Origin of the sequence: Georgenia sp. TF02-10 (assembly GCF_022759505.1) — a bacterium.
In the GTDB taxonomy this organism is placed as follows: Bacteria; Actinomycetota; Actinomycetes; order Actinomycetales; family Actinomycetaceae; genus TF02-10.
Genome location: NZ_CP094290.1, coordinates 34,239 through 46,882, shown reverse-complemented (window position 1 = coordinate 46,882; position 12,644 = coordinate 34,239). Strand labels below are relative to the sequence as shown.

Below are 12,644 nucleotides of genomic sequence, written 5' to 3'. Positions count from 1 at the left end.
TGGCTGGGTCGGTGCTGGAACTGCTGTGGGGTGGATCGGGTCAGCTGTGGGTGTGGAGCGGCTTGCCGGCGAGGGCGAGGAACGCCTCGCCCAGCGCCTCGTTCTGCGTCGGGTGCGCGTGGACCAGCGGGGCGACGTCCTCGGGGTGCGCCTCCCAGCCGTAGACCAGCTGCGCCTCGCCGATGAGCTCGCCGACCCGCTCGCCGACGAGGTGGACGCCGACCACCGGGCCGTCGACCTGCCGCACCAGCTTGACGAAGCCCTGGGTGCGCAGGATCTGGCTGCGGCCGTTGCCGGCGAGGTCGTAGGTCAGCGTGGTCACCGCGTCGTCGCCGTGCTGCTCCCGGGCCTGCTCCTCGGTCAGGCCGACGGACGCGACCTCGGGCCGGGAGTAGGTGACGCGCGGGATGCCGCGCTCGTCGATCGGACGCGGGTCGAGCCCCGCGAGCTGCTCGGCCACGTGGATGCCCTGCTGGAAGCCGCGGTGCGCGAGCTGGAGGCCGGGGGTGATGTCGCCGACCGCCCACACCCCGTCGGCGGCGGTGCGGCAGCGCTCGTCGACGACGACGTGGCCACGGTCGAGGGTCACGCCCTGCTCGTCGTAGCCGAGGCCCTCGGTGCGGGGCACGCGGCCGACGGCCACCAGCAGCACGTCGGCGGTCAGGGAGGTGCCGTCGGAGAGGGTGACGGCGACCCCGGAGTCGTCGGTCGCGACCTGCTCGACGGACGTCGCGGTGCGGACGGTGATGCCGCGCTTGCGGAACGCACGCTCGAGGGCCGCGGAGGAAGCGGCGTCCTCGGGGGGCAGCAGCCGCGGCAGCGCCTCGACGACGGTCACGTCGGCGCCGAAGCTGCGCCACACGCTGGCGAACTCGCACCCGATCACACCGCCGCCGAGGACGACCGCCGAGCCGGGCACCTGGTCGAGGCGCAGCGCGTCGTCGGAGGTCAGCACCCGGGTGCCGTCGACGTCGATGCCCGGCAGCGCCCGAGGGGCGGAGCCGGTGGCGAGCACGACGTTGCGCCCGGTGAGGGTGGTGGTGCCGTCGGGGCCCTCGACGGTGACCTCGCGCGGACCGGTCAGCCGGCCGGTGCCCTCGACGACGCGGATGCCGCGGCTGCGGACCAGGCCCGAGAGGCCCTTGAACAGCCGGTCGACCACGCTGTCGGCGTAGGACCGGACGCCCGCGGCGTCGACACCGTCGAGCTTGGCGAGCACGCCGAAGGTCTCGGCCTCGCGGGCGGCGTCGGCGACCTCGGCAGCGTGGAGCAGCGCCTTGGTGGGGATGCAGCCCACGTGGAGGCAGGTTCCGCCGAGCTTGGCCTGCTCGACGAGTGCAACGGTCAGGCCGAGCTGCGCGGCGCGGAGGGCGCAGGCGTAGCCGCCGGACCCCGCACCGAGGATGAGTACGTCGACCTCGCCGTCGTCCGCCTCGGCCACCACTGCTCCTTCCCTGTCCACGAGTGCGCGGACCATCCTTGCACCCTCCTGGATGCGCGGCGCAACGACCTCGGCCAAACCGCTCGTGTCCGAGCCGACGTCCGGACGACAGGAGGCGGATCGGGCACACTGGTGCCATGGCGTTGTGGGACCGGTTCCGGCGGGGACCGAGGATGAGCGGGCCGGCGAAGGACGCGGCGCGGACCGGGTCGACGCGGGTGCGCGCGGCCGACAAGGTCGACGAGCAGCACCTGCGTGAGTGGGTGGCCGCCCGGCGCGGGGTCGAGGGGTTCGTCGAGCCGCGCACGGCCGTCAGCGAGGTGACGCTGCTCCTGGTCGCGCACGACGGCGAGTGGACGCGCCGGCGGGTCCCGGGCGTCCAGTGGGCGCACGACTTCTGCAACCGCCACCAGGTGCCGTCGTACGACGCCGCCGTGGTCGGCATCCCGCAGCGGATGCGCGACTACAACACGCGGGTGCGCAAGGCGCAGAAGCAGGGCCGGCCGCCGCTGCCGGAGTAGCGCGTCGCCCGGGCGTGGCTGCTCAGTCGGTCGGCGCCGCCAGCGAGCGGGCCAGCTCGACGAGGGTCGCGACGCCGAACCCGGTGCCGCCCGACGTCCAGTGCCCCGTCGGGCCGCCCTTGTTGAACGCGGGCCCGGCGATGTCGAGGTGCGCCCACGGCAGCCCGCCGGTGAAGGTGCGGAGGAAGGCCGCGGCGAACAGGCCGCCGCCCCAGCGGATCCAGTCGTGCTGGGAGAGGTCGGCGACCTTCGAGCTGCGGATCCGCTCCTCCATGTGCTCCGGGATCGGCATCGGCCACGCTTCCTCGCCGGCCGCTTCCGCGGCGGCGAGCACCTGCTCGACCACGGTGTCGTCGCCCATGACGCCACAGATCCGCTCGCCGAGGGCGAGCACCATGTGGGCCGTGAGCGTCGCGACGTCGACGACCAGGTCCGGCTCGCGCTCGACCGCCCGGCCGAGCGCGTCGGCGAGCACCAGCCTCCCCTCGGCGTCGGTGTTGGAGATCTCGATCGTCGTGCCGCCGTAGGTCGTGATCACGTCGCCCGGCCGCATCGACGCGCCACCGATCATGTTCTCGGCCAGCGCGGCGACGCCGGTGACGCGCACGGGCAGACCCAGCCGGGCGATCGCGAGCACGGCCTGGACGACCGCCGCGGCGCCGGCCATGTCCTCCTTCATCGTCGGCAAGCTCGTCCCCGGCTTGATGGTCAGGCCGCCGGAGTCGAACGTGATGCCCTTCCCGACCAGCGCGACGTGGGTGGTCGCGCCCTTGGGCCGGTACTCGAGCTCCACCAGTCGTGGCGGGGCCGCGGACCCGGCGCCGACGGCGAGGATGCCGCCACAGCCCAGCTCGGCGAGCCGGTCCTCGTCGTGCACCGTCACCTTCACCCCGCGGACCTTCCGCGCGGCGGCGGCGACCTCGTCGGCGAGGAGCGGCGGCGTCAGGTCCGCCGGAGGCGTGTTGACCCAGTCGCGGGCGGCGACCACGGCGTCGACGACGAGCTGCGCCTCGTCGAACGCGGCGACGGTCTCCTTCCGCCGCGCGACCGGTGAGAGGACGACGATCTCGGCGGGTGCGGTGTCGGACGCGCCGCTCTTGTAGCGGGAGAAGGAGTACCCGCCGAGCCGGTAGCCCTCGATCACGGCCCGCACCAGCTCCGGGGTGGCGGCCGGCAGTGCGATCGCGACCGTCGCCGCGTTGGTGACCGCGCGGGCGGCGGTGCCGGCGGCCCGGCGGACGGCGAGTGGATCGGGTTCGCTGCCCAGGCCGACGAGGACCAGCAGCGGCGAGCCGATCGTGCCGGCGGTGGGCACCTTGACCACCTCGCCGGGCTTGCCGGTCATGCCGACGGTGGCGAGCAGGGGCGCGAGCCGACGGCCGTAGGCATCGGCGACGTCCTGGCCCCCGTCGGCCAGGCGGGCGCCGCCGCGCCCCTCGCCGGCCAGCACGCCCACCACCACCGCCTCGGCGCGGGTCTTGGCGGGACTGGCGGTCCGGAGCGCGTACGTCGTCACCGCGGCAGGATAGACACAGCCCGGGGTAGATTCGCCGCCATGCCCGACCCGAGCCCTCCTCTGCTGTCCCACTCGCCGCTGCACGACCGGCACGTCGCGGCCGGCGCCAAGCTCGCGGAGTTCGGTGGCTGGGAGATGCCGCTGGAGTACCCGACCGGCGTCGTCAAGGAGCACACCGCGGTGCGCGAGGCGGTCGGCGTGTTCGACGTGAGCCACCTCGGCAAGGTCGCCGTCCGCGGCAGCGGTGCGGCGGGGTACGTGAACCGGACACTGACCAACGACCTCGGCCGGATCCACCCCGGGAAGGCGCAGTACACGCTGTGCTGCGACCCCACGACCGGCGGCATCGTCGACGACGTCATCGCCTACTACAAGAGCGACGACGACGTGCTGCTGGTGCCCAACGCGGCCAACAGCGCGGAGGTGGTGCGCCGGCTGCTCGCGGACCTGCCGGACGGGGTGACGGTCACCGACCAGCACCACGAGCAGGTGGTGCTCGCCGTGCAGGGGCCGCGGTCGGACGCGGTGCTGTCGGCGCTGGGGCTGCCGGTCGGCCACGAGTACATGAGCTTCGTCGACGCCGAGCTCGGCGGTCGCGCCCTGACCGTGTGCCGCACCGGCTACACGGGGGAGCGGGGCTACGAGCTGATCGCTCCCGCCGAGGGTGCCGGCGAGCTCTGGGACGCGTTGCTCGAGGCCGGCGCCGAGCACGGCATCGTGCCGTGCGGCCTCGGCGCCCGCGACACGCTGCGCACCGAGATGGGCTACCCGCTGCACGGCCAGGACATCCGGCCCGACGTCACGCCCAACGAGGCGCGCCTCGGGTGGGCGGTCGGGTGGTCGAAGCCGGAGTTCTGGGGCCGCGACGCGCTGCTCGCCGAGAAGGAGAAGGGCCCGCGGCGCCGGCTGGTCGGGCTGGTCGCCGCCGGGCGGGCGATCCCCCGGCCGCACATGTCGGTGAGCCTGGTGCCCGACGTGCTGCTGGGCGAGATCACGTCCGGCACGTTCTCGCCGACCCTGCGGAAGGGCATCGGCCTGGCACTGGTGGCGTCGGTCGTCGCCGACGACGCCGAGGTCGCGGTCGACGTGCGGGGGCGCCGCGAGACGTTCCAAGTCACGAGACCGCCGTTCGTCCGGACCCAGGTGCGTGAGTCGTGAACCTTCCCGATCCCCCTCCGCTCTTCCGCCAGCCGTCCCCTGCCGAGCGCCCGTGGTGGTGGCGCCTCGAGGACTCCGCGGGCAACGAGGTCGAGCTCAGCGGCCCCGCGGCCGAGGAGTACGGCGGCCGCCGGTTCGCCAGCCAGGCCGACGCCGAGTCGTGGATCGGGGAGACCTGGTCGGCCCTCGCCGAGGAGGGCGTCGCCGCGGTGACGCTCTTCGACGTCGACCGCGAGGTGTACGGACCGATGTCGCTCAGCGCGTAGCCGCACCTGCTCTCGCCCGCGAGCGTCCCGCCAGCCGCCCCGGCCACCAACTAGGCTGGGCGCCGTGCAGGCCTACCTCGATCTCGTCCGCCGGATCCTCGACGAGGGGGTGGAGAAGGGCGACCGCACCGGCACCGGGACGCGGAGCGTGTTCGGCCACCAGATGCGGTTCGACCTCGCCGACGGCTTCCCGCTGGTGACGACGAAGAAGGTGCACACCCGGTCGGTGTTCGCCGAGCTGCTGTGGTTCCTCCGCGGCGACACCAACGTCAAGTGGCTGCAGGACCGCGGCGTGACGATCTGGGACGAGTGGGCCGACGACGACGGCGACCTCGGGCCGGTCTACGGCGCGCAGTGGCGGTCGTGGCCGGCGCCCGACGGGCGGCACATCGACCAGCTCGCGCAGGTGATCGACCAGATCCGCAGCGACCCCGACAGCCGCCGCCACGTGGTCTCGGCGTGGAACCCGGCCGACATCCCACGGATGGCGCTGGCGCCGTGCCACACGCTGTTCCAGTTCTACGTCGCGGAGGGGCGGCTCAGCTGCCAGCTCTACCAGCGCTCGGCCGACGTGTTCCTCGGCGTGCCGTTCAACATCGCGTCCTACGCCCTGCTGACCCACATGGTCGCGCAGGTCACCGGCCTGCGCGTCGGCGACTTCGTGCACACGCTCGGGGACGCCCACCTCTACTCCAACCACCTCGAGCAGGCGCGGCTCCAGCTGACCCGTGAGCCGCGGCCGCTGCCGACCCTGTGGTTGGACCCGTCGGTCACCGAGATCGACGCCTTCGACCTCGAGCACGTGCGGGTCGAGGGCTATGACCCGCACCCGGCGATCAAGGCGCCGATCGCCGTCTGACGACGACCTCCGTGTCCGCGGGTCGGCCGCTCAGCCGTCCCGGCCGAGGTGGCAGGCCCGGAGGCCGTAGTCGATCGCCGCACGGCCGCCCGTGGGCGACATCCGCAGCACGAACTGGCCCGTGCGCCCGCCCACGCGGAGGGTGAGCCGGAAGGCGGTCGCCCCGCCGGCCTCGAGGAAGGCGTGGCTGTCGCAGCGCACTGGCGCGACCGGCAGCTCGAACCGGCGCGCCGGGCCGGGGCTGCGGACGCGGGCGCCGATCGCCCACGACTCGCCGGGCGGTGAACCGAAGATCGGGGTCCCGCCCACGTCGACGACCTCGACCGCTCCGGGCCGTCCGGTCGGCGTCGCGACCAGTGTCAGCGTGCCGGTCCCTGCGCGCGCGGGGACCGTGTCGGCCCAGCGCAGGTCGACCAGGCGGCGTACGTCGGCCTCGAAGCAGCGCGCGGCGACGTACTGGCCCACGACGTCGACCGGGTCGGTCACCGGCACCGTCTGCCGCCCGGACGCGGTGTGCACCACGACGACGGCGTCCCGTGGCGGCACGGCGTCGCAGCGCGGCTCGGGCAGCGGGAGCGGGTAGCCGCGCCGCGACCCTGCCGGATCGGTGCGCAGCCGCTGGGCGCGGATCGGCCGGGAGAGGCGGGGGTCGTCGTAGACGATCCGGGTGGGCTCGAGGTCGTCGGCCGTCCCGTTCTCGAGCCAGACCTGGATCCGGCCGCGGGCCGCGTCGCGGGAGTACTGCAGCAGCTCGGCCTCCACCCGGCCGCTCGGCGTCGACGGAGGCACCACGACCACCGACGGCGACTCCTCGGCGCCGCCGCGGGGCTCGTCGACGTCGGAGCCCTCCGTCGAGCACGCCGCCGTCGTGGCGAGCAGCAGCGCCACGACGGCGGATGGCAGGCTTCGTCCCATGACTGCGCGAGTGTCCACCGATTCCACGATCGGCGCCACCGGATGACCCCGGGCGGCAGGACGGTGACCATGGTCGCCGCGGTGGCGGAGAACGGCGTCATCGGCGCGGCACGGGGCATCCCGTGGAAGATCCAGGCCGACTGGGACCACTTCAAGGCCCTCACCACCGGGCACGTGCTCCTCATGGGGCGCACCACGCACGAGGGCATCGGCCGGCCGCTGCCCGGACGCACCACCGTCGTGCTCACGGGCGATCCCGGCTGGTCCGACGACGGCGTCCACGTCGCCCACGACGTGCCGGAGGCCCTCGAGCTCGCCGACCGGCTGCTCACCGGCTCCCCGGCCGACCGGCAGGTGATGGTGGCCGGCGGTGCGGCCGTCTACGCGGCGGCGCTGCCGTTCGCCGACGAGCAGGTCATCAGCGAGGTCCACCTCAGTCCCGAGGGCGACACGTTCTACCCGGCGTTCGACCGCGCCGAGTGGCGCGAGGTGCGCCGGGAGCCGCGGGACGGCTTCGAGATCGTGTGGTGGCGGCGCGTCGACGACCGGTCATGAGGCGTCTGGAAGGCTAGGAGCCATGGAGCTCAGAGTCTTCACCGAACCCCAGCAAGGCGCGACGTACGACGACCTCCTCGCCGTCGCCCGCACCGCCGAGCAGCTCGGCTTCGGCGCCTTCTTCCGGTCCGACCACTACCTGACGATGGGCGGGGACGGGCTGCCCGGGCCGACCGACGCGTGGACCACGCTCGCCGGCCTGGCCCGCGACACCACCACGATCCGGCTCGGCACCCTGATGACGAGCGCCACCTTCCGCCACCCCGGCGTGCTCGCCATCCAGGTCGCCCAGGTCGACCAGATGAGCGGCGGCCGGGTCGAGCTCGGGCTCGGAGCCGGCTGGTTCGCCGCCGAGCACACCGCCTACGGGATCCCGTTCCCCGACACCCGCGAGCGCTTCGAGCGGTTCGCCGAGCAGCTCGAGCTGGTCACCGGGCTGTGGGCGACACCCGTTGGGGAGACCTACGACTTCGCGGGGCGGCACTACCAGCTCGCCGACTCGCCCGCGCTGCCCAAGCCGGTGCAGGACGGCGGCCGCCGCGGCGGGCCGCCGGTCGTCGTCGGCGGGCTGGGCAAGAAGCGCACGCCAGCCCTCACGGCGGCGTACGCCGACGAGTTCAACCTCCCGTTCGTCGACGTGGAGACGACCCGGGAGCAGTTCGCCCGGGTGCGCGCCGCCTGCGAGGAGATCGGGCGCGACCCGGGGTCGCTGACCTGGTCCAACGCCCTCGTGCTCTGCGTCGGCAAGGACGAGGCGGAGATCGCCCGCCGGGCGGCGGCGATCGGCCGCGAGGTCGACGAGCTGCGGACCAACGGGCTGGCCGGCACCCCGCAGGAGGTCGTCGACAAGATCGGCACCTACGCGGAGGCCGGCGCCGAGCGCGTGTACCTGCAGGTGCTGGACCTCGCCGACCTCGACCACCTGCACCTGGTGGCCGAGGACGTCATGCCGCACGTGTGACCGGTCCGCGCCACCCGGACGGCCGGGGGGTGAGCAGTCAGTGGTCGTCGCCGGGCGGACGGATGCCCGGCGGCGGCACGGCCGGGAGCGGCTCGGCGAGCCGGCCGCCGGCGGACGGCTTGGGACCCGGCATCGGTCCGAACGCCTGGTTGCAGCTCTTTTGACCGTTGCACCTGACCAGCAGCAGCGTCCGTCGCTCGAGCTCGGCGCGGATGCGGGCGTAGGCCGGGTCGTAGAGCCGGTTGACCAGGGCGTGGGGGTCGCGCCGCCGGTCGAAGAGCACGCCGGTGCTGGGGTGCCCGGCGTGCATCGCGTAGAGGTAGCGGCGGGTGGTGACGCCCCAGTACTTCCACCCCGGCGTCGCGTCCGCGACGGTGTCGCCGACCTGGATGGGGAGGGTGTCGCGGCTGCCGCGCGTCAGCCGGCGCAGGCTCACCCCGTCGAGGGTCCGGCCGGGCTCGACCCCGCCGGCCCAGTCGAGGAAGGTCGCCGTGAGGTCCACGAGGCTCACCGGCTCGTTCACCCGGGCGCCGCGGGCGATGCCGGGACCGCGGACGACCAGCGGGATCTCCAGGGCCTCGTCGAACGGCAGGTCCTTGCCGCGCAGCCGGTGCTCGCCCAGGAGGAAGCCGTTGTCGGAGGCGAAGACGACGTAGGTGTTGTCGAGCTCACCGAGCCGCGCGAGGCGGCGGATGGTCGCAGCGACCGCGTCGTCGGCGGAGCGCAGCGCCCGGGCGCGGGCTCGCGCGAACTGGGTCATCCGCCGGTGCGTCGTGGAGTGCCGACGGAGGTCGCTCGGCAGGTCGGAGACGTCCTTCTCGAGGTACGACGGCTTGCGGGAGGACGTCGGTCGCAGCCGGGTGTAGTGGCGGCGGTACTTGCGCTGGGCCACGGGCACTCCCCACGCGTCGTCCTCCTCCGCCTCGGCCGCGTTGTGCGGCGCGACGTGGTTGATGACGGTGAAGAACGGCTGGTCGGCCCTCGAGAACCGCGTGATCGCCCGGTTGCTGCGTGCGGCGACGATGCCGGAGATGTAGCGGTTGCGGTAGACGTCGCCGTTGGTGAAGGCGGCGTGCTTGTCGTAGGTGTAGGTGCCGCGGACCTGGGTGTCCCAGACCGTCCAGCCGGGTTCCCGGGCCGACCACTCCAGCTGGTAGAAGTTCAGGTACTTGCCGTGGTGCGAGGTGAGGTAGCCGGCGTCCTGCAACCACGCGGCGATCGTGTCGTCGGGGTCGCGGAGGCTCTGGTAGCCGCCCCACCGGCCCCGGTTGGTCTGGACGCCGTTGTTGTGGCCGTACTGCCCGGTGAGGATCTCCGCCCGGGCGGGGCAGCAGATCGGGTTAGGCGAGATCGCAGCGGTGTACGACGTGCCCTGGGCGACCAGCATCCGCCGCACGTGCGGCATGAAGCGCATCTCGTCCTTGCGCATGTCGTCGGTGAGGATCAGCACGATGTTGGGTCGCCGGTCCGGGGCGGCCCCGGCCGCCAGCGTCGGCGCGCCGCCACGGGCGTCGGTCGGCCCCGCCACGGCGGCGAGCAGCGCGGTCGCGACCGCCAGCAGCGCGACGCCGACGTACCGGCAGGCAGCAGTGATGGACAACGCGCGGATCCTCCCCGATCGAATGTGCGTCCGGATTACATCACCTCGCGGCGCTCGCCGGGCCATTACCGGCGTCCGCGTGCCGTCCGCGGCGCCGGTCCGGCCCCGCGTCGCCGGGGGCACGCGCCGCAGGGGATAGCCTTGATCCATGACTGCGCCCCCCTTCGGCACCGTGCTGACCGCGATGGTCACCCCCTTGCGGGAGGACATGACAATTGACTTCGACGGGGCCCAGAAGGTTGCACGCCACCTCGTCGACCACGGGCACGACGGGATCGTGGTCTCGGGCACGACCGGCGAGTCGCCGACGACCACCGTCGCCGAGGATGGCGAGGTCCTCGCCGCCGTCCGCGACGCCGTCGGGCCCGACGTCACGCTGGTGGCCGGGGTCGGCACCAACGACACCCGCACCTCGCTCGAGCTCGCCCGGCAGGCCGAGAAGGTCGGCGCCGACGGCCTGCTGCTGGTGACGCCGTACTACAGCAAGCCGGGCCAGCGCGGGCTCCTCGAGCACTTCCGCCAGGTCGCCTCGGCGTCCGACGTCCCGGTGATGCTCTACGACGTCCCCGGTCGGACGGGCACGACGATCGGCCTCGAGGTCTACCGGGAGGTCGCCGGCTGGGACACGGTGGTCGCCGTGAAGGAGGCCACCGGCGACCTCGCCCGCGGCACCCGACTGGTCGACCTGGGGTTCGCGATCTACTCCGGCGACGACGCGCTCAACCTGGCCTGGCTCGCCCACGGCGCCGTGGGCTTCGTCTCCGTCGTCGGCCACGTGCTGGGCGACCGGCTGCGGCAGATGCTCGAGGCGTTCCACCACGGAGACCCGGTGGCCGCCCGCGACAGCTACTCCGGGATGCTGCCTGCGATCGAGGCGATCATGGGTGCCCCCAACTACGGCGCCACCACGGCGAAGGCGGCGCTGCAGCTCGTCGGCGTGCTCGACAACCGACGGGTCCGGTCGCCCCTCGTCGAGCTCGACGACACCGAGCTCGCCGCCCTCCGGGCCGGCCTGGAGGCCGCTGGCGTCGAGGTCGTTGCATGAGCCACCCGCACCCCGAGCTCGGCCCCCCGGCGGAGCTGCCGAAGGGCGGCCTGCGGGTCATCCCCCTCGGCGGCCTCGGCGAGGTCGGCCGCAACATGACCGTCTTCGAGTACGACGGCCGGCTCCTGATCGTCGACTGCGGCGTCCTCTTCCCCGACGAGCACCACCCCGGCGTCGACCTGATCCTCCCCGACTTCGCCCCCATCCGCGACCGGCTCGACGCCGTCGAGGCGCTGGTGCTGACCCACGGTCACGAGGACCACATCGGCGCGACGCCGTACCTGCTCCGCGAGCGGGAGGACATCCCCCTCGTCGGCTCCGAGCTGACCCTCGCCCTGGTCAACAGCAAGATCCGCGAGCACCGGCTCAAGCAGACCGCGTTCCAGACGGTCAAGGAGGGCGACCGGGTCAGCTTCGGCCCGTTCGACCTCGAGTTCGTCGCCGTCAACCACTCGATCCCCGACGCGCTCGCCGTGGCGATCCGCACCGGCGCCGGGATGGTGCTGCACACCGGCGACTTCAAGATGGACCAGCTGCCGCTCGACGGCCGGATCACCGACCTGCGGGCGTTCGCCCGGCTGGGGGAGGAGGGGGTCGACCTCTTCCTGACCGACTCCACCAACGCCGAGGTGCCGGGCTTCACCACCCAGGAGAAGAAGATCACCCCGGTCCTCGACCAGGTCTTCCGCGACGCCGACCAGCGGATCATCGTCGCCTGCTTCGCCTCCCACGTGCACCGCGTGCAGCAGATCCTCGACACCGCCGTCGCCCACGGCCGCAAGGTCGCGTTCGTCGGCCGGTCGATGGTGCGCAACATGGGCATCGCCCGCGACCTCGGCTACCTCACGATCCCGCCCGGCGTGATGGTCGAGGCCAAGGAGCTCGCCGAGCTGCCGCCGGAGCGGCAGGTGCTGATCTCGACCGGGTCGCAGGGGGAGCCGATGAGCGCTCTCGCGCGGATCGCCAACCGCACCCACAACTTCGTCCACCTGGAGGCGGGCGACACCGTGGTGCTGGCGTCCAGCCTGATCCCCGGCAACGAGAACGCGGTCTACCGCGTCATCAACGGCCTCGCCCGGTGGGGCGCCCACGTCGTGCACAAGGGCAACGCACTCGTGCACGTCAGCGGCCACGCCAGCGCCGGCGAGCTGCTCTACTGCTACAACATCGTGCGGCCCCGCAACGTGCTGCCGGTCCACGGCGAGATCCGGCACATGCTGGCCAACGGCGCGCTGGCCAAGGAGACCGGCGTCGACAACGTCGTCTACGCCGAGGACGGCGTCGTGGTCGACCTGGTCGACGGCGTCGCGAAGGTGGTCGGCAAGGTCGACGTGGGCTACGTGTTCGTCGACGGCCAGTCGATCGGCGACGTGACCGAGGCCGAGCTGAAGGACCGCCGGATCCTCGGTGAGGAGGGCTTCATCTCGGTGATCGTGGTCGTCGACTCGGTCGCCGGGAAGGTCTCCGCCGGGCCCGAGATCCACGCCCGCGGTCACGCCTGGGCCCACTCCGACTTCGAGGGCATCAAGCAGCCGATCGTCGACGCGGTCAACCGCTCGATCGAGGAAGGCAACACCGACACCTACCAGCTGCAGCAGACGGTGCGCCGCACGATCGGGCGCTGGGTGAGCAACACCCACCGTCGCCGGCCGATGATCATCCCGGTCGTCGTCGAGGCGTAGCAGCCGGTCGCCGGACTCCGCCGCCCAGACCGCGCAAGCCGCCCAGGCCGCGCAGACCGCGCAGACTGCGCAGACGAAGGGCCCCGCCCCTCCCGGAGGAGGAGCGGGGCCCGTCTTCGTGCTGC

The 12,644-nt window shown here is 73.4% G+C and carries 12 protein-coding genes; 8 read left to right on the top strand and 4 right to left on the bottom strand.

The genetic code is table 11. The features are described from left to right. Positions 1-40: 40 nt before the first annotated feature. Positions 41-1,477 (bottom strand): dihydrolipoyl dehydrogenase, encoded by a 1,437-nt coding sequence (lpdA, locus tag MF406_RS18210; RefSeq protein WP_371744685.1) that lies wholly within the window; start codon positions 1,475-1,477, stop codon positions 41-43. A 101-nt stretch (positions 1,478-1,578) separates the two neighbouring features. Between lpdA and MF406_RS18205 the strand changes: the two genes are divergently transcribed. Further along, a complete protein-coding gene (locus tag MF406_RS18205; protein WP_242897981.1) occupies positions 1,579-1,962 on the top strand; it encodes a hypothetical protein in 384 nt (127 codons plus the stop codon). 22 nt (positions 1,963-1,984) lie between these two features. On the opposite strand, the gene MF406_RS18200 is transcribed toward MF406_RS18205, so the two are convergent. Beyond that, positions 1,985-3,478, bottom strand: a complete 1,494-nt coding sequence (locus MF406_RS18200; RefSeq protein WP_242897980.1) for a leucyl aminopeptidase — start codon at positions 3,476-3,478, stop codon at positions 1,985-1,987. A 39-nt stretch (positions 3,479-3,517) separates the two neighbouring features. On the opposite strand from MF406_RS18200, the gene gcvT reads away from it, so the two are divergent. The 3 genes from gcvT (at position 3,518) to MF406_RS18185 (ending at position 5,761) form a co-directional block, all read left to right on the top strand. Further along, on the top strand, positions 3,518-4,636 hold the full coding sequence (gene gcvT / locus MF406_RS18195) for a glycine cleavage system aminomethyltransferase GcvT (protein WP_242897979.1): 1,119 nt from the start codon (positions 3,518-3,520) through the stop codon (positions 4,634-4,636). Continuing rightward, positions 4,633-4,902, top strand: a complete 270-nt coding sequence (locus MF406_RS18190) for a hypothetical protein (protein WP_242897978.1) — start codon at positions 4,633-4,635, stop codon at positions 4,900-4,902. The genes gcvT and MF406_RS18190 overlap by 4 nt, the downstream gene beginning before the upstream one ends. 64 nt (positions 4,903-4,966) lie before the next feature. Next, a complete protein-coding gene (locus MF406_RS18185; protein WP_242897977.1) occupies positions 4,967-5,761 on the top strand; it encodes a thymidylate synthase in 795 nt (264 codons plus the stop codon). A 30-nt stretch (positions 5,762-5,791) separates the two neighbouring features. Here MF406_RS18185 and MF406_RS18180 read toward each other — a convergent pair whose 3' ends face one another. Beyond that, a complete protein-coding gene (locus MF406_RS18180; protein ID WP_242897976.1) occupies positions 5,792-6,676 on the bottom strand; it encodes a hypothetical protein in 885 nt (294 codons plus the stop codon). Positions 6,677-6,745: 69 nt separating this feature from the next. On the opposite strand from MF406_RS18180, the gene MF406_RS18175 reads away from it, so the two are divergent. Together MF406_RS18175 and MF406_RS18170 are read left to right on the top strand one after the other, a co-directional pair. After that, positions 6,746-7,231 (top strand): dihydrofolate reductase, encoded by a 486-nt coding sequence (locus tag MF406_RS18175; protein ID WP_242897975.1) that lies wholly within the window; start codon positions 6,746-6,748, stop codon positions 7,229-7,231. A 22-nt stretch (positions 7,232-7,253) separates the two neighbouring features. Beyond that, a complete protein-coding gene (locus MF406_RS18170) occupies positions 7,254-8,192 on the top strand; it encodes an LLM class F420-dependent oxidoreductase (RefSeq protein ID WP_242897974.1) in 939 nt (312 codons plus the stop codon). 37 nt (positions 8,193-8,229) lie between these two features. Here MF406_RS18170 and MF406_RS18165 read toward each other — a convergent pair whose 3' ends face one another. Then, positions 8,230-9,792 carry a sulfatase-like hydrolase/transferase gene (locus MF406_RS18165; RefSeq protein ID WP_242897973.1) on the bottom strand — a complete coding sequence of 521 codons (1,563 nt, stop codon included), beginning with the start codon at positions 9,790-9,792 and terminating at the stop codon, positions 8,230-8,232. A 148-nt stretch (positions 9,793-9,940) separates the two neighbouring features. Between MF406_RS18165 and dapA the strand changes: the two genes are divergently transcribed. Further along, positions 9,941-10,837: a 4-hydroxy-tetrahydrodipicolinate synthase gene (gene dapA, locus MF406_RS18160; RefSeq protein ID WP_242897972.1), complete on the top strand. Its 897-nt coding sequence runs from the start codon at positions 9,941-9,943 to the stop codon at positions 10,835-10,837. After that, on the top strand, positions 10,834-12,519 hold the full coding sequence (locus MF406_RS18155; RefSeq protein ID WP_242897971.1) for a ribonuclease J: 1,686 nt from the start codon (positions 10,834-10,836) through the stop codon (positions 12,517-12,519). Before dapA ends, MF406_RS18155 begins: the two co-directional genes overlap by 4 nt. Positions 12,520-12,644: the final 125 nt, after the last annotated feature.